The organism is Thauera sp. DNT-1 (assembly GCF_055393985.1).
The window spans coordinates 3,186,472-3,210,135 of record NZ_AP043752.1 but is presented as its reverse complement, the minus strand read 5'-3'; the positions used below and the strand labels follow the sequence as shown (position 1 = coordinate 3,210,135).

Genomic DNA, 23,664 nt, shown 5'->3' with positions numbered 1-23,664 from the left:
TGTCCTCCCTCCTTTGTGGATCTCAATCGACCACCGTCGCCTCCACCGGCGACGGGAACTGCAGGCGCGCGCGCAACGCGCGGGTGACCTCGACGCGGCCGTCCGCAGCCACGCGCAGTGCATGTTCGATGCCGAAGCGGCGGATCTGTTCGCGCCAGCCATCTCCGGCGAGGTAGGCGGGCTTGCTCGGTGCATCCGACAGCGTGCCGGCATTGGCGCGCGGCGTGATCAGGACGGTGAGCGACTGCGTGCCATGCGCGGGCTGGCCGGTGCGCGGGTCGAGCAGGTGGGCGTAGCGCTCGCCGTCGAGCTCGAAGTAGCGCTGGTAGTCGCCCGAGGTGCCGATCGCCTCGCCGGCGTACAAAGGCAGGGTGGCGAGCGGAGCGGGCGCGCGCGGATGCTGGATGCCGATCCGCCAGGGCTGGTCGCCCTTGGCGCCGAGCGCCATGACGTTGCCGCCGATGTTGATGAGCGCGTCGGCCACGCCCTGCGCGCGCAGGATCGCCGCCGCGCGGTCGAGCGCGTAGCCCTTGGCGTAGCCGCCGAGATCGAGCTGCACCGCCGGGTTGCGGCTCTCGACCCGATTGCCGTCGAGGACGAGGTCGGCCATCGACGGGTGCGCGGCGAGCAGGGCCTGCAGCTTGGCAGGGTCGGGGCGCTGCGGCACGAAGGTGTCGGTGTGGAAGCCCCACAGCGCGACCAGGCCGCCGAGCGCAGGGTCGAACAGCCCGTCGCCGGTGGCGGCGATCGCCTGCGCGTCCTTCAGCATAGCGGCGAGCTCGTCGGACACGGTGGCGGCCTCGCCGCGCGCGATCGCGGCGTTGAGCGCGGTGAGCTCGGAGGGCTCCCAGGCGTGGTAGGCGCGATGCAGGCGGTCGAACTCGCGCAGCACCGCGGCGGCGGCGCGGTCGGCCTCGGCCTGGTTCTCGCCATACACCGCGACATCGACCCGGGTACCGAAGACGTAGGCCTCGTGATGGAAGACCTGCGCGCGCGAGCAGGCCGCGAGCAGCAGCGCGCACGCGGCCAATGCAAGGATGCGCAGGTTCAGCCGCACGCACGCTCCAGCTTGTCGATCACCAGGCCGGCGACGTCGAAGCCCTGCTGCGCGGCGATCTCGACCATGCAGGTGGGGCTGGTGACGTTGATCTCGGTGAGGTGGCCGCCGATCACGTCGAGGCCGACGATCAGCAGGCCGCGCGCCCACAGCGTCGGCGCGAGGAACCCGGCGATCTCGCGTTCGCGCGCGGTGAGCGCCATCGCCACCCCGCGCCCGCCGGCGGCGAGGTTGCCGCGCGTCTCGCCCGCCCGCGGGATGCGCGCGAGCGCGAAGGGCACGACCTCGCCGCCGATGATCAGCACGCGCTTGTCGCCGTCGACGATCTGCGGCAGGTAGCGCTGCGCCATGATGGTGCGAGTGCCATCGTGGGCGAGCGTCTCCACGATCACGTTGCGGTTGGGGTCGTCGGCGCGCACACGGAAGATCTGGCTGCCGCCCATGCCGTCAAGCGGCTTGAGGATGACGTCGCCGAGCTCGTCGATGAAGGCGTGGATGTCCGCCGGGTCGCGCGCCACCAGCGTGGTCGCGGTGAACTGCGGGAATTCGGTGATCGCGATCTTCTCGGAGTGGTCGCGCACCGCGCGCGGGTCGTTGAACACGCGCACGCCGGCCTGCGCCGCGCGCTCGAGCAGCCAGGTGGCGGTGACGTACTCGAAGTCGAAGGGCGGGTCCTGGCGCATCAGCACCGCGTCGAAGGCGGCCAGCGGCAGGGCCTGCGCCTCGCCCGCGCGATACCAGGCCGCGTCGTCGTCGCACACCGCGAGCGCCACGCAGCCGGTGCCAACCACCACGCCCTCGCGCCAGGTGAGGCCGGCGCGCTGCAGCGCCCACACCTCGTGCCCGCGCCGCGCCGCGGCGCGCATCATCGCGATGCTCGAGTCCTTGTAGGCCTTGAGGCCCTCGAGCGGGTCGAGGATGAAAAGAAGCTTGAGCTTGCGGGTCATGGATTCATCACCGGTTCGTGTCGATTCCCGTCGGAGGCGGCGCGAGACTTCAGGCTGCCAGGGCGTCTCCACCTGCATCCTCTTCCTCGGCCGGGGCGGTCTCCTCGATCTCCACCGAGGCCGCGAGCAGCGCCAGGCGGGCCACCACGCCATAGGCGTAGAAGCGGTTCGGCGGCGCATCGGGCCCCTGCGCGGCATCGGGCATGGTGCCGCTGGTGTCGAAGGCGAGCGGCTTGAAGTGCATGCCCGGCGCGTTGAGGTTCTCGTCGCGGCCGCGCTCGGTGTGGACGCGGTAGAAGCCACCCACCACGTAGTGATCCATCATGTAGACGACCGGCTCGGCGACGCCGTCCTCCACCGTCTCGAAGGTGTGCACGCCCTCCTGGATGATGACCTCGTGCACCTGCAGGCCTTCCTTCACCACCGCCATCTTGTTGCGCTGGCGGCGGTTGAGGCCGACGACCTCGGAGGCGTCCTTCACCGTCATCACGCCCATGCCGTAGGTGCCGGCGTCGGCCTTGACCACCACGAAGGGCTCGTCGGTGACGCCGTATTCCTTGTACTTGGCGCGGATGCGGGTGAGCAGCGAATCCACCTGAGCGGCGAGGCACTCCTCGCCGGTGCGTTCCTGGAAGTTGATCTGGCCGCACACGCCGAACTCGGGGTTGATCCGCCACGGATCGATGCCGATCGCGGCGGCGAACTCACGCGCGACACGGTCGTAGCACTCGGCGTGCTTCGACTTGCGGCGCTTGTGCCAGCCGGCGTGCAGGGGCGGGATCAGCCACTGCTCGTCGAGGCCCTTGAGCACCTGCGGAATGCCCGCAGACAGGTCGTTGTTGAGCAGCACCGCGCAGGGATCGAAGTCGTCGAGCCCGATACGGCTGCCGCTGCGGCGCAGCGGCTCCAGGGTCAGCGTGGCGCCGTTGGCGAGTTCCAGCACGGTCGGCGCGGCGATCTCGGGCAGCAGGCTGCCGATGCGCACGTCGAGGCCGGTGAGGCGCAGGATGGACGCCAGCTTGGCGACGTTCTGCAGGTAGAACTGGTTGCGGGTGTGGTTCTCGGGGATCAACAGCAGCTTGCTGGCGTCCGGGCAGATGCGCTCGATCGCCGCCTGCGCCGCCTGCACGCACAGGGGCATGAAGACGTCGTTGAGGTTGTTGAAGCCGCCCGGGAACAGGTTCAGGTCGACCGGCGCGAGCTTGAAGCCCGAGTTGCGCAGGTCGGTGGAACCGTAGAAAGGCGGCATGTGGTCCTGCCACTGGGTACGGAACCACTTTTCGATGTCGCAGGCGTTGTCGAGGAACTGGCGCTCCAGCTCCAGCAGGGGGCCGGTAAGCGCGGTGGTGAGGTGCGGAACCATGGATTGGGTGTCTCTCGTGAGGGGGCCGCCACCCGGCGGGCGGCAGCCGATGCTTTGGCCGGAATGTTACACCAAAGCCCGGGGGCGCCTTCCGGCCGCCCCGATGGCGCGTGGCCGCGTCAGATCACCAACTGCGTGCCGAGTTCGACCACCCGGTTGTTGGGGATGCGGAAGAAGTCGGTCGCGCTGGTGGCGTTCTTGGACATGAAGGCGAACAGCCGCGCCCGCCAGTCGGAAAACAGCCTGCGGCTGAGCCTGGGGATCACCGTCTCGCGCGAGACGAAGAAGGTGGTCTCCATCATCTCGAACGATTCGCCGAAGCGGCTGCAGTGCTTCAGCGCACTCGGGATGTCGGGATCCTCCATGAAGCCGTAGCGCACGATCACGCGCATGAACCCGTTCCTGATGCGATGCAGGTAGATGCGGTCGAGCTCGCTCACATGCGGGGTGTCGGCGGTCTCCACGGTCACCAGCGCGACCCGCTCGTGCAGGACCTGGTTGTGCTTGAGGTTGTGCAGCAGCGCGGCGGGGACGCCATCCTTGGTGCTGGTCATGAACACCGCCGTGCCCTGCACCCGATGCACCTCCCCGACCATGTCGATGAACACGTTCAGCGGCAGGCCCTGGGCGGCGATCTCCTGCTGCACCAGGCGACGCCCCTGGCGCCAGGTGGTGAGCACGGTGAACGAGACCAGCGCCATGGCGATCGGGAACCAGCCGCCCTGGGGAATCTTGATCGCGTTGGCGCTGAAGAAGGCGAGGTCCACCAGCAGCAGCGTCCCCGCGCACAGTCCGGCCAGCAGCGGACGCCAGCGCCAGATCAGCACCATCACGAAGCCGAGCAGCACCGTGTCGATCAGCATCGTGCCGGTCACCGCGATGCCGTATGCCGCAGCGAGGTTCGACGAGTTCTGGAAGCCGACCACGAGTGCGACCACCGCCAGGTAAAGCGTCCAGTTGGTGAAGGGGACGTAGATCTGCCCCTGCTCGTGCCCCGAGGTATGGACGATCAGCATGCGCGGAAGCAGCCCCATCTGCACCGCCTGGCGGGCCACCGAGAAGGCGCCCGAGATCACCGCCTGCGAGGCGATGACCGTGGCCAGGGTGGCGAGCACCAGCAGCGGGATCATCGCCCACGACGGCCCGAGGTGGTAGAACGGGCTTTCGATCGCCGCCGGCTCGTGCAGCAGCAGCGCCCCCTGGCCGAAGTAGTTCACCACCAGGGCCGGCAACACGAAGCCGAACCACCCCAGCCGGATCGGGGCCGGGCCGAAATGTCCCATGTCGGTGTAGAGCGCCTCCCCGCCGGTCACCGCGAGCACGACCGCGCCCAGCGCGAGGAAGGCGAGCGCCGGATGATCGACGACGAAGGCGACCGCATGGAGCGGACTGAGGGCCGCGAGGATCTCCGGATAACGCACGATCTCGACCATGCCGAGCGCACCCAGCACGGCAAACCAGACCACCATGACCGGGCCGAAGAAGAGCCCCACCACCCCGGTGCCGCGGCGCTGGATCGCGAACAGCACGGTGAGGATGAGCACCGTCACCGGCACCACCCAGGCCTCGAGCCCCGGCGCCACGATGCCGATTCCCTCCACCGCCGACAGCACCGAGATCGCCGGCGTGATCATGCTGTCGCCGAAGAACAAGGCGGCGGCGAAGATGCCGAGCATCGACACCACCCAGGCCAGGCGTGCGCTGCGCGCATGCGTCACCACCAGCGACAGCAGGGCGAGCGAGCCGCCCTCGCCGCGGTTGTCCGCGCGCATCAGGATGAGCACGTACTTGAGCGTGACCAGCACCATGATCGCCCACAGCACGAGCGACAGGATGCCGAGGATGTTCCCCGGCGTGACCGGTATCGGATGGTGGCCGTTGAAGATCTCCCGCAGGGCGTACAGGGGGCTGGTGCCGATGTCGCCGAACACGACGCCGATGGCACCGATGGTGAGGGAGGGCATTGCACGCTTCGAGTCCATCACTTGCACCTTTGTTGCGCCATCGAGGCAAGCTCCGCGCCACCATCCGCGCACGACATGCCCGCAGCGTCGATCGTCCGGGACCATGCGCGATTGTGCGACGCAACTTCGCGCCCGTGTTGACCGTGCTCAAGAGTCCGCGTCGCCCCCCGGGCGCCTCACGCGCTGCCGCGCAGCGGCAGCTTGCGCTCGTCCTTGACCACCTCCATCACCACGTAGGTATGGGTCTGCTTGACGCACGGCAGGCCGGAGATCTGCTCGCCCATCACGCGGCGGTATTCGTTGATGTCGCGCGTGCGCACCTTGAGCAGGTAATCGAAGTCGCCCGCGATCATCAGGCAGGACTCGATCTCGGGGATGCGCCGCACGGCCTCGTTGAAGCGGCGCAGGTCCTGCTCGGTAGTGCTGGTGAGCAGGACCTGGACGACGACGATGTGGCCGGCGCCGACCGCGTCGGGGTCGAGCGCGGCGTGGTAGCCGCGGATCACCCCGGACTTCTCGAGGCGGCGGATACGCTCGGCGCAGGGGGTCTTGGTCAGGCCGACCCGGCGCGACAGCTCGACGATCGACAGGCGGGCGTCGGCCTGCAATTCCTGGAGGATCTTCTGGTCGATGCGGTCCATTGCGGTGCAGCAGGCGATTGGCCTGTGAAGTGATCTCACTTTGGTCATTATGACCATATAAATGCAAATTTTGGAGCCATTAACTACGGTTTTTGGCGAAGAATTCGGCCATTCCGGCGGGTCTTCCGCCGCCCCCGCAACCGCTTGCAGCACGCCCGCCCGACGCAGCGTGCGCAATGCCAGGAGTGCCCGGCCGTGACCGACAACATCCCCTCCAGCGCCCGCGCCGCAGCGGCCCTAGATGCCGCCGCCGCCCTTCCGCCGACCGCGCGCAGCACCGTCCGCCACGCCATCGACGCCGCTTGGCGCACGCCCGAGCCGGAGTGCGTGCCCGCGCTCGTCGAGGCCGCCCGCCTCCCCGCGGCCCTGCGCGAACCCGTGCGCGCCCTCGCCCACGACCTCGTCGTCGGCCTGCGCGCCACGCGCACGCGCTCGTCCGGCGTCGACGCCCTGATGAAGGAATTCTCGCTCTCCAGCCAGGAAGGCGTGGCGCTGATGTGCCTGGCCGAGGCCCTGCTGCGCGTGCCCGACAAGGCCACCGCCGACCGCCTGATCCGCGACAAGCTCGCCGACGGCGACTGGCGCGCACACATCGGCAACAGCCCCTCGCTGTTCGTCAACGCTGCCACCTGGGGCCTGCTGATCACCGGCCGGCTGGTGTCGACCAGCAGCGAACAAGGCCTGTCCTCCGCGCTCACCCGCCTGGTGGCGCGCGGCGGCGAGCCGCTGATCCGCAAGGGCATGGACCTGGCGATGCGCATGCTCGGCGAGCAGTTCGTCACCGGGCGCGACATCGACGAGGCCCTCGAGCGCGGCCGCGAGCACGAGAACAAGGGTTACCGCTACTCCTTCGACATGCTCGGCGAGGCGGCGATGACGGCAAGCGACGCAGAGCGCTATTTCCGCGACTACGAGCGCGCCATCCAGGCCATCGGCGTCGCCTCCCGGGGCCGCGGCGTGGTCGACGGCAACGGCATCTCGGTCAAGCTCTCGGCCCTGCATCCGCGCTACACCTGGTCGCAGCGCGAGCGCGTGCTGGCCGAGCTGCTGCCGAAGTTGAAGACCCTGTGCCTGCAGGCCAGGCGCCACGACATCGGGCTGAACATCGACGCCGAGGAGGCCGACCGCCTCGACCTCTCGCTCGACCTGCTCGAGGCGCTCGCCACCGACGACGCGCTCGCCGGCTGGACGGGACTGGGCTTCGTGGTCCAGGCCTACCAGAAGCGCGCCCCCCACGTGCTCGACTTCGTCATCGACCTCGCGCGCCGCAGCGGCCAGCGCATGATGGTGCGCCTGGTCAAGGGCGCGTACTGGGACGCCGAGATCAAGCGCGCGCAGATCGACGGGCTGGCCGGCTACCCGGTGTACTCGCGCAAGGTGTACACTGATGTGTCATACCTCGCCTGCGCGAAGAAGCTGCTCGCCGCACGCGACGTCATCTACCCGCAGTTCGCCACCCACAACGCACATTCGCTGGCGGCGATCTTCCACCTCGCCGCCGCCGACGGCCGCGCATGGCAGCCGGGCGACTACGAGTTCCAGTGTCTGCACGGCATGGGCGAGCCGCTCTACGACCAGATCGTCGGCCGCGCCGACCGTCACCGCCTGGTGCGCATCTACGCCCCGGTGGGCAGCCACGAGACCCTGCTCGCCTATCTGGTGCGCCGCCTGCTCGAGAACGGCGCCAACACCAGCTTCGTGAACCGCATCGTCGACGAGCGCGTGCCGGTGGAGGAGCTGATTGCCGACCCGGTCGAGCAGGCCGCCCCGCTCGCCGGCGCGCCGCATCCGAAGATTGCGCTGCCCGCCGAGCTGTTCGGTGGCCTGCGCACCAACTCCGCCGGCATCGACCTCGCCAGCGAGCCGGTGCGCGCCCGCATCGCCGCGGCGCTGGCCAACTCGCGCACCACGCCCTTCGCGGCCGGTCCGATCGTCGCCGGCCGCAGCGCGGTGCCCGCGGACGTGACCCCGGTCTCCAACCCGGCCGACCGCGGCGAGGTCGTCGGCGGCGTCGCCGAAGCGACGACCGACGACCTCGAGCACGCGCTCGCCGCCGCCAGTGCGGCCGCAGCCGACTGGGCCGCCACCCCGGCTGCGGCGCGCAGCGAACGCCTGGAGCGCGCCGCGGCGCTGTTCGAACGCGAGGCCGACACCCTGCTCGCGCTTGCAGTGCGCGAAGCCGGCAAGTCGTGGGCCAACGCGGTGGCCGAGCTGCGCGAGGCGGTCGACTTCCTGCGCTACTACGCCCAGCAGGCGCGTGGCTTCGACCCTGCCAGCCACGTGGCGCTCGGTCCGGTGCTGTGCATCAGCCCGTGGAACTTCCCGCTGGCGATTTTCAGCGGCCAGGTCGCCGCCGCGCTCGCCGCCGGCAATCCGGTGCTCGCCAAGCCGGCCGAGCAGACCCCGCTGATCGCCGCCCATGCAGTGCGCCTGCTGCACGAGGCCGGCATCCCGGCTGCAGCGCTGCAGTTGCTGCCCGGCCGCGGCGAGACCGTCGGCGCCGCGCTGGTGGCCGATGCGCGCGTGCGTGGGGTGATGTTCACCGGCTCCACCGAGGTCGCCGCGCTGATCAACCGCAGCCTCGCCGCGCGTGGCGGCAAGGTGCCGCTGATCGCCGAGACCGGCGGCCAGAACGCGATGATCGTGGACTCCACCGCACTCCCCGAGCAGGTGGTGACGGACGTCCTCGCCTCCGCCTTCGACTCCGCCGGCCAGCGCTGCTCGGCGCTGCGCGTGCTGTGCCTGCAGCAGGACATCGCCGACGACGTCCTCCACATGCTGCAGGGCGCGCTCGCCGAACTGCGCCTGGGCAATCCGGCGGACGTGCGCGTGGACATCGGCCCGGTCATCGACGCCGGGGCGCGCGACGGTCTCGAGGCCCACGTCGCCGCGATGCTTGCCAAGGGCGCCCGCATCACCCGCCTGCCGCTGCCCGCCGCATGCGCGCACGGCACCTTCGTCGCGCCGTCGATCATCGAGATCGGTGCCCTGAGCGAACTGGGCCGCGAGCAGTTCGGCCCCATCCTGCACGTGCTGCGCTACCGCGCGTCCGAATTGGACAGCCTGATCGACGCGATCGACGCCAGCGGCTACGGCCTCACCATGGGGGTGCACACCCGCATCGACGAGACCGTGGAGCGCGTCGCCGCGCGCGCGCACGTCGGTAACCTGTATGTGAACCGCAACATCATCGGCGCGGTGGTGGGCGTGCAGCCCTTCGGCGGCGAGGGCCTGTCCGGCACCGGCCCGAAGGCGGGCGGACCGCTCTACCTGCACCGGCTGCTTGCGCGTACGCCCGGCCCGGTGCTGGCCGATGGCGCGCTCGCGGTGACCGACAGCGACGAAACCCGCGCCGCGGATGCCGCGTTCTCCGGCTTCCTGGAATGGCTGGACGGCGCCGGCCGCGGCCTGCTCGAGGGCGACGAGCTCGCCGCGCTACGCGACCGCGCCGACGCCTGCCGTGCGCGCCGTATTGCTGGCCTGCGCCTGGCGCTGCCCGGCCCCACCGGCGAGGACGACAGCCTGCGCTTCACCGCGCGCGGCACCATCGCCGGCGTGGCGGACAGCGCGGCCGCCGTGCTGCATCAGGTGATGGCGGCGCTCGCCAGCGGCAATCGCCTGCTGCTCGCCGACCGCGCCGCCGCACGCACGGTGCAGGCCGCGCTCCCCGAGGCGCTGCGCGCATACGTCGCGGTGGATGCCGCCTGGTTCGACAAGGCGCTCGGCGCGGTGCTGTTCGACGGCAGCGACGCCGAGGCCGACGCGCTGCAGGTGCGCGTCGCCGGGCGCAGCGGCCCGATCCTGCAGCTGCTGCAGCCCTGCCCCGACTACGACCTCGGCCGCCTGGTGCACGAACGCACCCTGTCGATCAACACCGCCGCCGCGGGTGGCAACGCCAGCCTGATGGCGATGGGGGCATGAGTGTGCGCGATTCGCGCCCGCACCGCGGCAGCGCTGGCAACCCGGCGAGGAGTGGACCTGCCCGCAGGAGCGACGCAAGTCGCGATCTTCAGCGCACGGAATCCGGCGCGGCGCCATCGGAGCCGCTGCATTCGCGACTTGTGTCGCTCCTACGGAAAACCAACGCACTTCCGGATGCCCCCGGAGGGGTGCTGGATGACAACGAACCTGCGCGGTAGTCGCAGCTAGGGCCATCACGGATGGCAATTTTGAAAAATTCGCTTACCTTTGCCGGACGCAGATGGCCCCATTTGGCGCCGTCTGCCCCGTCCAAGGCCCAAAACCACAACCACGAAGGAGACGTTTCATGAAAAAGACCCTGCTCGCCACCGCCGTCCTCGCACTCGGCGGCTTTTCGAATGCCGCCCTGGCCGACCTCGCGGTCGCCATCGCCGGTCCGATGACCGGCCAGTACGCCTCCGCCGGCGACCAGATCCGCAAGGGCGCGGAGATGGCCATCGCCGACATCAACGCCCGCGGCGGCGTGCTCGGCCAGAAACTGAAGCTCGAGGTCGGCGACGACGCCTGCGACCCGAAGCAGGCGGTGTCGGTCGCCAACACCATGGTCAACAAGGGCATCGTGTTCATGCACGGCCACTGGTGCTCGAGCTCGACGATCCCGGCCTCCGAGGTCTATGTCGAGGCCGACATCCCGATGGCCACGGTGTCGACCAATCCGCAGGTGACCGAGCGCGGCCTGAAGAACGTCTTCCGCATCATGGGTCGCGACGACCAGCAGGGCCTGGTGGCCGGCGGCTACATCGCCGACCACTTCAAGGGCAAGAAGGTCGCCGTGGTCGACGACAAGAGCGCCTACGGCAAGGGGCTCGCCGACGAGATGGCCAAGGCGATGGAAGGCAAGGGCCTGAAGCCCGCGCTGCGCGAATCCATCACCGCCGGCGAGAAGGACTACTCTGGCATCGTCACCAAGCTCAAGCAGGCCGGCGTCGAGGTCATGGCCTACGGCGGCTACCACACCGAGGTCGCGCTGATCCTGCGCCAGGCCCAGGCCGCCGGCCTGCAGCTCACCGTGATGGGCGGCGACACGATGACCAACTCCGAGCTCGTCACCGCCGCCGGCCCGGCCGCCGACAACGTGATGTTCACGTTCTCGCCCGACGCGCGCAAGAACCCGGACGCCGCGCCGGTGGTGGAGAAGTTCCGCGCCGCCAAGACCGAGCCCGAAGGCTACGTGCTCTACGCCTACGCCGCGATGCAGCTCTTCGAGCAGGCCGCCACCACGGCCAAGAGCACCAAGTACGCCGACCTCGAGAAGGCGATGCGCGGCGGCAGCTTCAAGACCGTGATCGGAGATCTCGCCTTCGACGCCAAGGGCGACCAGAAGGCGCCGGGCTTCGTGGTCTATCGCTGGCAGGGCGGCAAGTACGACTACGCGAAGTAAGTCGCAAGCCCGTCCCACCCGAGTCTTCGGCGCCGCAATCGCGGCGCCGGTGTCCGTGCCCCCGTCGGCCAACAAGGAGACAGGGGGCCGGCGACGGGTTGCGAGCGACGACTTCCGATCCAGCGCGTCATCGCGGCTTGCGCCGCGCCTACAGGGACGCGGCCCCGAGCGGGATCCGCGCCATCCGCACCGCCACAGCAGGAGACATCGTGGCCTATGCACTCCAGCAACTGATCAACGGGCTCACGCTCGGCGCCATGTACGGCCTGATCGCCATCGGCTACACGATGGTGTACGGCATCATCGGCATGATCAACTTCGCCCATGGCGACATCTTCATGGTGAGCGCCTTCATCGCGGTCACCGCCTTCACCATCCTCGCCGCGGCCGACGTCACCTCGATCCCGCTCGCGCTCACCTTCGTGCTGATCGTGTCGATCTTCTTCACTTCGGCCTACGGCTGGGCGGTCGAGCGCACCGCCTATCGCCCGCTGCGCGGCTCGACCCGGCTGGCGCCGCTCATTTCCGCGATCGGCATGTCGATCTTCCTGCAGAACAGCGTGCAGCTCACCCAGGGCGCACGCGTGAAGCCGATCCCGCCGGTGCTCGAAGGCGGCATCGTGCTGTGGGAGGCGCCGGGCTTCACGGTTCAGATCGGCTGGAGCCAGATGCTGATCATCGTCACCACGGTGATCCTGATGAGCGCCTTCACCTGGATGATCACGCAGACCCCCTTCGGTCGCCAGCAGCGCGCCTGCGAGCAGGACCGCACCATGGCCGCGCTGCTCGGGGTCAACGTCGACCGCACCATCTCCTACACCTTCATGCTCGGCGCGGCGCTCGCCGCGGTCGCCGGGGTGATGGTCACGGTGTATTACGGCGTGGTGGACTTCTTCATCGGCTTCCTCGCCGGCATCAAGGCCTTCACCGCGGCGGTGCTGGGCGGCATCGGCTCGCTGCCGGGGGCGATGCTCGGGGGCCTGCTGATCGGCTTGATCGAATCCTTCTGGGCCGCCTACCTGTGGGCGGAATACAAGGACGTCGCCACCTTCGGCATCCTGTGCCTGGTGCTGATGCTGCGCCCATCCGGCCTGCTCGGCCGGCCTGAAGTGGAGAAGGTCTGATGAGCGCCGTCGTCTTTGCGCGTCACGCGATGACGCCGGCCGAGCGTCTGCGCGACGCCGGCTGGGTGGCCTTCGTCGGCCTCATCCTGGGCATCCCGCTGGTCGGCCTCACCACGGTGGACGTGGGCGGCCGGCTGGGCGTGGAGACCCGCTTCGGCCTGCTCGCCGCAGCCGTGGCCGCGGTGTTCGCCGGCCGCCTGCTGCTGCGCTGGGCGATCGACCAGGCGCGCAACCGCAAGCAGGAACGCGACCGCGCCAGCACCGCCACCGCCGCCGACCGCGCCCATGGCGCGCAGCGCGTGGTGAACGTGCTCGGCTGGGTGGCGCTCGGCGCCTCGATCGCGCTGCCGATCGTGTTCTCCGACAACCGCTACGTGGTCGACACCGCCACCACGGTGCTGATCTACGTGATGCTGGGTTGGGGCCTCAACGTGGTCGTCGGCCTCGCCGGCCTGCTCGACCTCGGCTACGTCGCCTTCTACGCGGTGGGCGCCTATTCCTACGCGCTGCTGTCGACCCAGTTCGGCTGGAGCTTCTGGGAGGCGCTGCCGGTATCGGGCGCGCTCGCCGCCAGCTTCGGGATCCTGCTCGGCTACCCGATCCTGCGCCTGCGCGGCGACTACCTGGCGATCGTCACGCTGGGCTTCGGCGAGATCATCCGCATCATCCTGGTGAATTGGACCGAATTCTCCAACGGCCCCAACGGCATCAGCTCGATCCCGCGCCCGAGCTTCTTCGGCCTCGATTTCACGCGCAGCGCGCCGGAAGGCGGGCAGACCTTCGCCGGCTTCTTCGGCCTCGAATTCTCGCCGATGCACCGCCTGATCTTCCTCTACTACCTGATCCTGGTGCTGGCCCTGCTCACCCACGCCTTCGTGTCGCGCCTGCGCAAGCTGCCGGTGGGGCGCGCCTGGGAGGCGCTGCGCGAGGACGAGATCGCCTGCCAGGCGATGGGCATGAACACCACCAACATCAAGCTCTCGGCCTTCGCCATCGGTGCCATGCTGGGCGGCTTCGCCGGGGTGTTCTTCGCCGCGCGCCAGGGCTTCATCTCGCCCGAGAGCTTCACCTTCACCGAGTCGGCGATCATCCTCGCCATCGTCGTGCTCGGTGGCATGGGCTCGCAGATGGGCGTGGTGCTGGCGGCCACGCTGCTGGTGCTGATCCCCGAGTTCGGACGCAACTTCGCCGAGTACCGCATGTTGCTGTTCGGCCTGGCGATGGTGCTGATCATGGTGTGGCGCCCGGGCGGCCTGCTGTCGCACCGCGAACCGACGGTGCACCTGAACGCGTCGGGCAAGACTGCCGCGACGAAGGAGGCTGCGCGATGAACACGCCCGCAACCCTGCTGTCGGTGCGCAACCTGACCATGCGCTTCGGCGGCCTGACCGCCATCGACGACCTCTCGCTGGAAGTGCCGGCCGGCAAGATCACCGGCATCATCGGCCCCAACGGCGCCGGCAAGACCACGCTGTTCAACTGCCTCACCGGCTTCTACAAGCCCACCACCGGCACGCTGCGCCTGGCCCACCCCACGCGCGGCGAGATGCGCCTGGAGTCCCTGCCCAGCCACCGCGTCGCACGCGACGCCCAGGTGGTGCGCACCTTCCAGAACATCCGCCTGTTCCCCAAGATGACGGTGCTGGAGAACCTGATCGTCGCCCAGCACAACGTGCTGCAGCGCGCCTCGAAGTTCTCCATCGCCGGTATCTTCAAGCTCCCCGGCTACCGCCAGGCGGAGCGGCAGGCGATCGAACGCGCGGCGATGTGGCTCGAGCGCCTCAAGCTCACCCACCTCGCCGACGACGCCGCCGGCGACCTGCCCTACGGCATCCAGCGCCGCATCGAGATCGCACGCGCGCTGTGCGTCGATCCGGTGCTGCTGTGCCTGGACGAACCGGCCGCCGGCCTCAACCCGCGCGAGTCGGCGGAGCTGAACGAACTCCTGCTCTACCTGTGCGGCGAGATGGGCATCGCGATCCTGCTCATCGAGCACGACATGAGCGTGGTGATGAACGTGTCCGACCACATCGGCGTGATCAGCTACGGGCGCAAGATCGCCGAGGGCACGCCGGCGCAGGTCAAGCACGACCCGCAGGTGATCAAGGCCTACCTGGGCGAGGACGAGGAAGAAGAAGTGACTGGAGGGGCCGCGGCATGATGCTCAAGATGGAGGGCGTGCACGCCCATTACGGCCACATCCACGCGCTGCGCGGCATCGACGTCGAGGTCCAGGTGGGCGAGATCGTCACCCTGATCGGCGCCAACGGCGCCGGCAAATCGACGCTGATGATGAGCCTGTTCGGCAACCCCAAGGCCAGCGCCGGGCGCATCGTCTTCGACGGCGAGGACATCACCCGCGTGCACACGCACGAGATCGCCCGCCGCGGCATCGCCCTGGTGCCCGAAGGCCGGCGCATCTTCCCGCGCATGACGGTGATCGAGAACCTGCAGATGGGCACCGCGCACGCCGACCCGGCCAACTACGCCGCCGACACCGCGCGCGTGTTCGCGATGTTCCCGATCCTGCAGGAACGCCAGGCGCAGCGCGCCGGCACCCTGTCGGGCGGCGAGCAGCAGATGCTGGCGATCGGCCGCGCGCTGATGAGCCGCCCCAAGCTGCTGCTGCTCGACGAGCCCTCGCTCGGCCTGGCGCCGATCTACATCCGCAAGATCTTCCAGATCGTCAGGGAGCTCAACCGCGACCACGGCATGACCATCCTGCTGGTCGAGCAGAACGCCAACCAGGCCCTGCGCGTGGCCGATCGCGGCTATGTGCTGCAGCACGGCGAGATCACCCTCGCCGGCACCGGGGCGGAACTGCTGGCGAGTCCGGAGGTGCGGGCGGCGTATCTGGAGGGCGGCCACGCCTGAGAGGCGCGTGAGGCGTGCGACGCGAGAGGAATGGCGCCAACCGGGGCCGCTCCGCGATCAGACGAAACGCCGCGGTTTCGACGCGATGCGGCACAATCGCGCCGCATCGCGTCGGGTAGGAGCGACGCAAGTCGCGATCGGGTAGTGCCGCAGCGCCGTCGCGATTTCCGCCCGCTGCAATCGCGACTTGCGTCGCTCCTACGGAAAACCGCCACGCCTCCGGAAGCACCCGAGTGCCGGCACACATGTGCCGTCCCCGCGAACGGTTCGAACACGCATCGCCACCGGTCGAAGCCCCTCAGGGTGCTCTCGACCCACCTCACCCACCAATCGCCCCTCTCCAGATGTCCCACACCCCCCAACCCGCCCGCTGGCTCCCCTTCGTCGTCCTCGGCATCGGCCTCGCCGCGATCTCCTTCGGCGCCATCTTCGCCCGCCTCGCCCAGGCCGAGGGGGTGAGCTCGCTCGCGGTCGCGACCTGGCGGCTGGGCTTCGCCGCGCTCATCATCACGCCGGTCGCCTTCCTGCAATCGCGCCATGAGCTCGCCCGCCTCACCCGCAGGCAGATCGGCATGGCGCTGGCCGCGGGCTTCTTCCTCGCGCTCCACTTCGCCACCTGGATCAGCTCGCTCGAATACACCTCGGTCGCCTCGAGCACCGCGCTCGTCACCACCAACCCGCTGTGGATCGGCCTGGCCTCCTTTCTCATCTTCCGCGAGACGCCGACGAAGATGATGATCGGCGGCATCGCGCTGTCCTTCGCCGGCAGCCTGTTCATCTTCTGGAGCGACAGCCAGACCGCCGGCGCCGGCAGCAACCCCATGTTCGGCAACCTCCTCGCGCTCGTCGGCAGCTGGTGCTTCTCCGCCTACCTGCTGATCGGCCGCCGCCTGCGCGCCGGCCTCGGGCTGCCGGCCTACATCTGGCTCGCCTACGGCGCCGCGGCGCTGTTCCTGTTCGCCGCCAGCGGCGCGGGCGGCGTGGAACTGTTCAGCCTGTCGAACACCGCCTGGCTGGTGCTGCTGGCGATGGCGCTCGGACCACAACTGCTCGGCCACACCGCCTACAACTGGTCGCTGCGCTACGTGTCTGCCACCTTCGTCGCGGTGGTCACGCTGGGCGAGCCGGTGGGCAGCGCGCTGATGGCCTTCCTCGTCTTCGGAGAAGGCTTCGCGCCGCTGCAGTTCGTGGGCTTCAGCCTGCTGCTGGTGGGCATCTACCTGGCGGCGAAGGGCGAGAGGGCCGAGAAGGGCGCGGGAAGCGATTGACGAGGCGACCGCAACGCATCGATCCCGAAGCGGCGGCGAGGAGCGCGGCGCTGCCGAAGCCCGCGCGCCGGCCTCTCGGCGTCACTGCAGCCCGGCGGCGCCGCGCTCGGACACCGACGTGTCGTCGAGGCCGAGGCGGCCGATCGCGGGCAGACGCAGGCCGGGACGGTTGAGATCGAGGCCGAAACTGAGCCCGAGGACGTTCAGCTCGATGCCTTCCTGCACGCCCACGCTCAAGCCCAGCAAGCCGAGCAGCGAGAACTGCACGCCCGACCCCGAGGGCGACACGCCCAGCGGACGCGTGACGGGGCGATAGTCCTTGCCGATCGCGTTCGCCGGCAGGTCGAGGCGCAGCGCCGGCACCTCGCGGCCGATGTGGGCGAGGAAGGTGTTGCTGTTCGGGCCCGGATAGCTGCGGTACTCGTCCGCGTGCGGGTAGCTCGCCACCGCGGCCTCGATCTGCCCGATCATCGCCTCCACGCCTTCGCCGCGGTGCTCGACCAGCACCCTCGGCACGGCCCCGAACCAGAGCCCGTCGGGCAAGGCGTAGTTGCGCCGCACCACGTTTCCACGTCCCCAGCCGATGACGTCGTAGCGGGTGTAGACGGTGTCGCCGGCACGCTTGTAGATGATCCACGGATGCACCGCGAAGTAGCCGCGCCAGCCGTAGGTGGCCGCGGCATACACCTGCACGATCGCGGTATCCGCGAAGCGCTCGGGGTCGGGTGCGATGCCGGCGGAGTGGCGCGCCGCGCCGCGCCAGCCACCCTCCGCGCCAGACGCCGCGGGACGCGGATCATTGGCGAAGCTGAGCCCCACCGCAAGCAGCAGCAGGACGGCAAGGATGCGCAAGCCGATCGAGAGGGTGTTCAAGCGGTTTTTCCTGTTGCGGGGCCGCAAGGCCAATTGTGTTTCGATCGCCGCTCGCGCATCGAGTTCTACGCCGGCGCAGCCGTCGCTTTCATTCTGAAAAGTTATAAACTTTTTCTTTGAAAGACGTTTCGAGTATTTCAGCTTTCCCGTATTCTGCGGCGCATCATGGCAGCGCCGCGCAGTCCGGCGCGCCGGCCCCCAGCAAACGGAACCGACGGACGACACGACCATGCTGAAGAAACTCGCCCCCCTTCCCCTGACCATCGCGCTCGCCGCCAGCCTCGGCTTCGCCACGCCCGCCTTCGCCAGCACCACTGGACAAAGCCCCGCCGCCGCGGTGGCGACGACCGCCGCCCCCGCCCCGCTGCTCCAGCCGGCCGAACTGAAGACCCTCCTCGGCCAGCCCGGTGTGCGCGTGCTCGACATCCGCGCCGAAAAGGACTATGCCGCTGGCCACGTGCCCGGCGCGGTGAACACCCCCTATGGCAAGTATCGCGGCCCGAAGGAAAATCCCGGCCAGCTGCCCGCCGAGGCCGCCCTGACCCAGCTCCTGCAGGCCGCCGGGGTCGATCGCGACACCCACGTGGTCGTCGTGCATGCCGGCAGCGACCACACCGACTTCGGCGCCGCGGCGCGCGTGTACTGGACGCTCAAGGTCGGCGGCCTCACCCGCCTGTCCATCCTCGACGGCGGCAGCAAGGCCTGGCAGGCCGCCGGCGGCGCGCTCGAGACCGCCGCGCCGCAGGTCGCGCCCAGCCAGTTCAGCTACCGCTACGACCAGGAGCAGGTCGTCACCAGCGAGGAGCTCGCCGCCGCGGTCAAGGCCGGCAACGCACCGCTGCTGGTCGACGCTCGCCCGCCCAAGTTCTTCGCCGGCGAGACGCGCACCGACGCCGCCGCGCGCTACGGTACGCTGCCGGGCGCGAAGTCGTTCGACAACGCGCAGTTCTTCCCCCAGGGCGGCACCACGCTCAAGCCGGCGAGCGAGCTCAAGGCCCTGGTCGCGCAGTCCGGCGCCGCCGCCGCACCCGCGGTGTCCTTCTGCAACACCGGCCACTGGGCCGCCACCAACTGGTTCGTGATGTCGGAGATCGCCGGCAACAAGGCGGTCAAGCTCTACCCCTCCTCGGTGGTGGAATGGAGCCAGTCCGAGCTCCCGATGGACAACCAGCCCTCGCGCCTGAGCGCGCTGGTGCAGGACGCCAAGCGCGCGCTCGACAAGTAAGGCGGACGCGACGATGCGCTGGTTCTTCCGATTCCTGCTGGTCTTCGGCGCACTCGCGGGCGTGCTCGCGGTGACGCTGGCGGCTGGCCTGCGCCAGGGCCTGCTCGCGCTGCTGGGCGTTGGCTTCGGCGCGGTACTGCAGGGCGCACGTTTCGGCTTCACCACCGGCTGGCGCGACATGATCGAGCGCCGCGACCCGCAGGGCCTGTGGGCGCAGATGCTGCTGATGGTGCTGGCAGCGGCGCTCACCCTGCCGCTGCTCGCCGGCAGCGGCGGCGAGCTGGTCGGCGCAGTGGCGCCGCTGACGATCAGCCTGGTGCTCGGCGCCTTCCTGTTCGGTGCGGCGATGCAGCTCGCCGACGGCTGCGGCTCGGGCACGCTCTACAAGGCCGGCGGCGGCTCGCCGCTGTCCCTCGTGGTGCTGCCCACCTTCGCCTTCGGCAGCTTCCTCGGCGCCTCGCACCAGCCCGCCTGGATCGGGCTCGGCGGCCTGCCGGCGGTGAACCTGCTCGCCTTCGGCTGGCCGACCGCACTCGCGCTCACCGTGGCCGGCTGCGGCCTGGTGGCCTGGCTGGCCGGGCGCGCCGCACGCAGGGCGGGTGGCGACGCACCGCCCTCGCCGCAGGCCATCGCCGAGCGGCTCGTACGCACCGGCACGGCGAGCTTCGTCGCCGCGGCCGGGCCCGCGCAGTCGCGCTGGGCGACGCGCTGGTGGCTGGGGGCGCTGCTGCTGGCGGTGCTCTACCTGGCCCACCTGGTCGTCGCAGGCCAGCCCTGGGGCATCGTGTATGGCATGGGCGTGTGGGGCGCGAAGGCGGTCTCCACGCTCGGCTGGGACCTCTCGGGCGACGCCTTCTGGGGCGTGGCGCCGCATGCGCAGCGCCTGGTCGAGCCCATCCTCGCCGACGTCACCTCGGTGACCAACATCGGCCTGATCTACGGCGCGATCGCCGCCTCGCGCTGGAACGGCGCGCCGAAGTTCTCCGCGCCCTCCGGGCGCCGCCTCGCCGCCGCCGCGGTGGCCGGGCTGGTGATGGGCTACAGCGCACGCATGGCCTTCGGATGCAATGTCGGCGCCTACCTGGGCGGCATCGCCTCGGCCAGCCTGCACGGCTGGGTGTGGTTCGCGCTCGCCTTTGCCGGCTCCATCCTCGGTGTGCGCATCCGCCGCCGCGTCGGTGCGTGAGGAGGAAGACATGGATAAGGAAAGACTCTTCCGCACCGGCTTCGCGGCCTTCTGGCTGATCGCCCTCGGCTTGCTGGTGCTCGACACCATGAGCAGCAGCAGGATCCGCGTGGAACCGCCGCCGATCGCGCTCGGCAGCGGCCAGGCCGCCTCGGGGGGGCATTGCTCGGGACGTTAGGCGTAAGGCCTAAGGCGCGAAAGCCGGACGCGCCTTACCCGAGTCCCACCCAGGCCAGGCCGGCGAGCAGGCCGAGCGCGACGCTGGCCATGCCGGCGGCGGCACGTAGCGCGAGGGCGCGGCCCCCGATCACGCTGGCGAGGCCGAGCTTGAAGCAGAGGTTGGCGAGCATGGCGATGCCGAGCGCGGTGACCGTGGCGACCAGTTCGAGGCGCTCGAGCGCGTACAGGCGCAGGCTGGACAGGGTGATCGCATCGACGTCGGTGAGGCCGGAGACGAAGGCCAGCACGTACAAGCCGCGATTGCCCGCATAGTCCGACAGCCAGGCCGCGGCCAGCAGCACCAGCGCATAGGCCGCACCGAAACCGAGCGCGGTCTTCAGTTCGGTCGGGTTGCCGGTGGCGGGCAGCACGGTCTCGTGACGTTCGGCGAGCCGGCGCCACAGCCACAGCGCACCAAGGGTGCCGAGCACGAGCGCCGGCACGATCAGCTTCAGCAGCGGCGCGGCGACGCCGGGTGCGACCACGGCGGCGATCCCCCATACCCGCAACACCATCACCAGGTTGGCGATCACGATCACGAGCGCGGCCATCGCACCCGCCGCGGGCAGCTCGCGCGCCTGACGCGCGTACAGCAGCGTGGTCGCCGTGCTCGATGCCAGGCCGCCGAAGACACCGACGAAGGCGGCACCGTAGCGCACGCCGGCGATTTTCAGCGCCGCATAGCCGGCCAGGCCGACACCGGCGATCAGCACCACCATCCACCAGATCTGGCGCGGATTGAGCGCGCCGTGGGGGCCCATCTCCTCGTCCGGCAGCATCGGCAGGATGACCAGCGAGAGCACGCCGAACTGCAGGATCGAGATCCAGTCGCGTTGTTCCAGCCGCGTCGCCACGCCGCGGAGTTGTGCCTTGAAATAGAGCAGCACGGTGGCCCCCACCGCAAGCATCACCGCGAGCTGCGCGTGGCCGAGCCAACTCGCGGCGCCCAGGCAGTAGCACAGCACCAGCGCCGCCACCGAGGTGGTGCCGGGATCGGAAGAATCGGGGTGGCGCAGGTAGGCGGCGATGATGGTGAGGCCCACCAGCACCAAGCCGGCGACGAAGGGCGCGGGGCTGCCGAGCTGTTCGCCGAGCATGGACACCAGCGCGCCGAGCATGCCGACCAGGCCGAAGGTGCGCAGCCCGGCACGCGCCGAGGGCACACGCTCGCGCTCCAAGCCGATCAGCAGGCCGATTCCGGTCGCGATCAGGAAGGCTTCGATCTGTTCGGCATCGAGCGGCAGCATGTCCGACATGGCGGCGGGCCGGGTGCGGCCCCGGCAGAGGGCGATCGACAGCCCGATCATACGCCGGGGCGTGCGCGGCGATGCAAGCACGCCCGTGCCGGGATACGATTCGCTCCACACGACGCTCGCGGCTGCGCGATGGACGCGGGGTCCGCCCGCGCGGCGCGGCATGGAGAAGCACAGATGAGACTTTTGCTGGTCGAGGACGACCCCGCGCTCGCGGAGGGCATCGCGGAATTCCTGCGCGGCCAGGGCGACGAGGTCGAGGTGGAAGGCGACGGCATGCGTGCAGACCGCCTGCTGCAGAACAACGGCTACGACTTCGTCCTGCTCGACGTCGGCCTGCCCGGGCTCGGCGGCTACGAGCTGGTGCGTCGCATCCGCAAGCGCGGCCAGCGCATGCCGGTGATCGTGATCACCGCGCGCGACGCGCTCGACGACCGCATCTACGGGCTCGACCTCGGCGCCGACGACTACCTGGTGAAGCCCTTCGAGCTCGCCGAGCTCAGTGCGCGCATGCGCGCGGTGCAGCGGCGCGGGGGTGGCGCCGGGGCGAGGCTGGCCTTCGGGGCGCTGGCCCTCGACCTCGACGGCCGCCTCGCCGAGCTCGACGGCGCGCCGATGACGCTCAGCGGGCGCGAGTGGGAGGTGCTGGAGGCGCTGGTGCGCGCCGACGGGCGCACGGTGACGCGCGAGAACCTGCAAGGCGACGGCAGCGGCAACGCGCTCGAGGTGTGCATCTCGCGCCTGCGCCCGCGCGTGGAGGCGGCAGGGTTGCTGATCCGCACCGTACGCGGCTTCGGCTACCGCCTCGAACGCAGCAAGGAGCAGCGCGACGGTGCAGACCAGCCTCCGGCGTAAGCTCCTCAGCAGCCTCGCCGCACCCACCGGCCTGCTGCTGGCGATCGCCGGCGCGGTGGCCTACGGCACGGCCAAGGGCATGGTCGGCGATGCCTACGACCACAACCTGCTCAACCTCGCCCACGCGATCGCCACCCATGTGCACCCCGAAGCGGACGGGCTCAACCTGAGGCTGTCGTCCGAAGTCGAGGCGGTGCTGCGCAGCGACACCCAGGACCGCATCTACTTCCGCGTACGCGACCTGGGCGGGCGCCTGCTCGGCGGCGACGCGGCCCTGCCGCTGCTCGACGACAGCGATGCGGCATCCGCTTTGCCGGTGCCCTACTCCCCGGTCGGCCGCGAGACACCGCAACCGCCGCGCGCGCCCTCCACGCGACCGCTGTTCCGCGATCTCGTCCATGCGGGCGAGCCGATCCGCGCCTTGCGCCTGTATCGCGAAACACCCGCGGGCGGCTACTACGTCACCGTCGCCGAGACCCTGGTCAAGCGCGAGGCGGCGATGGACCGACTGCTCCTCGGCTTCGTCTCCGCCGGCGCCCTGCTCCTGCTCGCCGCCGGCATCGCCGCCGGACTGGGCATTCCGAGCGGTCTCGCCCCGCTCGAGCGCCTGGAGGAGTCGCTGCGCCGGCGCGCGGGCGCCGACCTGTCGCCGATCGACCCCAAGGCCGTTCCCGACGAGGTGCGCGAGGTGGTGCGCGCACTCAACGGCCTGCTCGAGCGCCAGCGCAATGCCAGCGCCCGCCAGCGCGAGTTCCTGCAGGATGCCGCACACCAGCTGCGCACCCCGCTCGCCGGCCTGCAGATGCAGCTCGAGCTGCTCGAGTCGCGCCCGCTCGACGAGGCCGCGCGGCACCGCCTGCGCGTCTCGGTGGCGCGGGTGATCCGGCTCGCCAACCAGTTGCTCGCGCTCGCCCGCGCAGAAGCAGGCGGCCGCCTGGTCGCGGATGCGTCGGAAGTGGAGCTGACCGCGCTGATCGACCCCCTGGTCGAGGACTGGATCGAGCGTGCCGACGCCCGCGCGATCGATCTCGGCGTCGAGCGCGAGGCGGTGCGCATGGTCGGCGACCCCACCCTTCTGCAGGAGCTGATCGCCAACCTGATGGACAACGCCCTCAAGTACTGCGACGAAGGCGGCAAGGTCTCGCTGCGCTGCGCGCGCGAAGAGGGCCAGGTGTGCATCGAGGTCGACGACGACGGTCCGGGCATCCCCCGCGAAGTGCGCGAACAGGTCTTCGAGCGCTTCTACCGCCACGCCGGCACCCGCGCCAGCGGCAGCGGCCTGGGTCTGTCGATCGCGCGCGAGATCGTGCGTGGCCACGGCGGCAGCATCGCGATCGACGACGGCCCGGACGGGCGCGGGACCCGCGTGCGCGTAACGCTGCCGATCGACGGCCATCACGGAAAAACCGCGGGGCGGTGAGCCTTCGCCCACCGCCCCGCGGTCTTGCGTGCT

19 protein-coding genes are annotated in these 23,664 nt (G+C 70.1%); 12 read left to right on the top strand and 7 right to left on the bottom strand.

Features of this window, described 5'->3' with window-relative positions; translation table 11 throughout:
- Positions 1-22: 22 nt before the first annotated feature.
- The 5 genes from ACZ5PP_RS14780 to ACZ5PP_RS14760 form a co-directional block, all read right to left on the bottom strand.
- Positions 23-1,057, bottom strand: coding sequence for an FAD:protein FMN transferase (locus ACZ5PP_RS14780; RefSeq protein ID WP_004323532.1), 1,035 nt, complete (start codon positions 1,055-1,057; stop codon positions 23-25).
- Positions 1,048-2,004 (bottom strand): glutathione synthase, encoded by a 957-nt coding sequence (gene gshB, locus ACZ5PP_RS14775; protein WP_004323530.1) that lies wholly within the window; start codon positions 2,002-2,004, stop codon positions 1,048-1,050. The genes ACZ5PP_RS14780 and gshB overlap by 10 nt, the downstream gene beginning before the upstream one ends.
- 49 nt (positions 2,005-2,053) lie before the next feature.
- On the bottom strand, positions 2,054-3,367 hold the full coding sequence (gene gshA, locus ACZ5PP_RS14770; RefSeq protein ID WP_004323529.1) for a glutamate--cysteine ligase: 1,314 nt from the start codon (positions 3,365-3,367) through the stop codon (positions 2,054-2,056).
- 119 nt (positions 3,368-3,486) lie between these two features.
- On the bottom strand, positions 3,487-5,349 hold the full coding sequence (locus tag ACZ5PP_RS14765; protein WP_012584515.1) for a potassium transporter Kup: 1,863 nt from the start codon (positions 5,347-5,349) through the stop codon (positions 3,487-3,489).
- Positions 5,350-5,507: 158 nt separating this feature from the next.
- Positions 5,508-5,972, bottom strand: a complete 465-nt coding sequence (locus ACZ5PP_RS14760) for an Lrp/AsnC ligand binding domain-containing protein (protein ID WP_004323527.1) — start codon at positions 5,970-5,972, stop codon at positions 5,508-5,510.
- A gap of 195 nt (positions 5,973-6,167) precedes the next feature.
- Between ACZ5PP_RS14760 and putA the strand changes: the two genes are divergently transcribed.
- The 7 genes from putA (at position 6,168) to ACZ5PP_RS14725 (ending at position 16,600) form a co-directional block, all read left to right on the top strand.
- A complete protein-coding gene (gene putA / locus ACZ5PP_RS14755) occupies positions 6,168-9,893 on the top strand; it encodes a trifunctional transcriptional regulator/proline dehydrogenase/L-glutamate gamma-semialdehyde dehydrogenase (protein ID WP_012584514.1) in 3,726 nt (1,241 codons plus the stop codon).
- Between the two features lie 346 nt (positions 9,894-10,239).
- Positions 10,240-11,334 carry a branched-chain amino acid ABC transporter substrate-binding protein gene (locus ACZ5PP_RS14750; protein ID WP_004321586.1) on the top strand — a complete coding sequence of 365 codons (1,095 nt, stop codon included), beginning with the start codon at positions 10,240-10,242 and terminating at the stop codon, positions 11,332-11,334.
- 209 nt (positions 11,335-11,543) lie between these two features.
- A complete protein-coding gene (locus ACZ5PP_RS14745; protein WP_004321584.1) occupies positions 11,544-12,458 on the top strand; it encodes an ABC transporter permease subunit in 915 nt (304 codons plus the stop codon).
- Entirely contained in the window at positions 12,458-13,789 is a 1,332-nt protein-coding gene (gene livM, locus ACZ5PP_RS14740; RefSeq protein ID WP_004321583.1) for a high-affinity branched-chain amino acid ABC transporter permease LivM, read from the top strand. Before ACZ5PP_RS14745 ends, livM begins: the two co-directional genes overlap by 1 nt.
- Positions 13,786-14,619, top strand: coding sequence for an ABC transporter ATP-binding protein (locus tag ACZ5PP_RS14735; protein ID WP_004321581.1), 834 nt, complete (start codon positions 13,786-13,788; stop codon positions 14,617-14,619). The genes livM and ACZ5PP_RS14735 overlap by 4 nt, the downstream gene beginning before the upstream one ends.
- A complete protein-coding gene (locus ACZ5PP_RS14730; protein WP_004321579.1) occupies positions 14,619-15,332 on the top strand; it encodes an ABC transporter ATP-binding protein in 714 nt (237 codons plus the stop codon). Before ACZ5PP_RS14735 ends, ACZ5PP_RS14730 begins: the two co-directional genes overlap by 1 nt.
- Before the next feature lie 344 nt (positions 15,333-15,676).
- Complete coding sequence (locus ACZ5PP_RS14725; protein WP_004321577.1) at positions 15,677-16,600, top strand: DMT family transporter; 924 nt, start codon at positions 15,677-15,679, stop codon at positions 16,598-16,600.
- A gap of 81 nt (positions 16,601-16,681) precedes the next feature.
- Here ACZ5PP_RS14725 and ACZ5PP_RS14720 read toward each other — a convergent pair whose 3' ends face one another.
- Positions 16,682-17,473 carry a DUF3750 domain-containing protein gene (locus tag ACZ5PP_RS14720; protein ID WP_043742579.1) on the bottom strand — a complete coding sequence of 264 codons (792 nt, stop codon included), beginning with the start codon at positions 17,471-17,473 and terminating at the stop codon, positions 16,682-16,684.
- 229 nt (positions 17,474-17,702) lie between these two features.
- Here ACZ5PP_RS14720 and ACZ5PP_RS14715 point away from each other — a divergent pair, with 229 nt between their 5' ends.
- The 3 genes from ACZ5PP_RS14715 to ACZ5PP_RS14705 are packed head-to-tail and all read left to right on the top strand — an operon-like array spanning position 17,703 to position 20,062.
- A complete protein-coding gene (locus ACZ5PP_RS14715) occupies positions 17,703-18,698 on the top strand; it encodes a sulfurtransferase (protein WP_004321574.1) in 996 nt (331 codons plus the stop codon).
- 13 nt (positions 18,699-18,711) lie between these two features.
- The gene (locus ACZ5PP_RS14710; protein WP_273423875.1) at positions 18,712-19,884 is read left to right on the top strand and encodes a YeeE/YedE family protein; all 1,173 of its coding nucleotides are present in this window, start codon (positions 18,712-18,714) and stop codon (positions 19,882-19,884) included.
- Positions 19,885-19,894: 10 nt separating this feature from the next.
- On the top strand, positions 19,895-20,062 hold the full coding sequence (locus ACZ5PP_RS14705; protein ID WP_004313084.1) for a hypothetical protein: 168 nt from the start codon (positions 19,895-19,897) through the stop codon (positions 20,060-20,062).
- Between the two features lie 34 nt (positions 20,063-20,096).
- Here the strand turns inward: ACZ5PP_RS14705 and ACZ5PP_RS14700 are convergent, their stop codons facing one another.
- Entirely contained in the window at positions 20,097-21,359 is a 1,263-nt protein-coding gene (locus ACZ5PP_RS14700; protein WP_012584505.1) for an MgtC/SapB family protein, read from the bottom strand.
- A 174-nt stretch (positions 21,360-21,533) separates the two neighbouring features.
- Between ACZ5PP_RS14700 and ACZ5PP_RS14695 the strand changes: the two genes are divergently transcribed.
- Positions 21,534-22,211, top strand: coding sequence for a response regulator (locus tag ACZ5PP_RS14695; RefSeq protein ID WP_004313080.1), 678 nt, complete (start codon positions 21,534-21,536; stop codon positions 22,209-22,211).
- Complete coding sequence (locus ACZ5PP_RS14690) at positions 22,189-23,631, top strand: sensor histidine kinase (RefSeq protein ID WP_004313078.1); 1,443 nt, start codon at positions 22,189-22,191, stop codon at positions 23,629-23,631. Before ACZ5PP_RS14695 ends, ACZ5PP_RS14690 begins: the two co-directional genes overlap by 23 nt.
- Positions 23,632-23,664 lie beyond the last annotated feature (33 nt).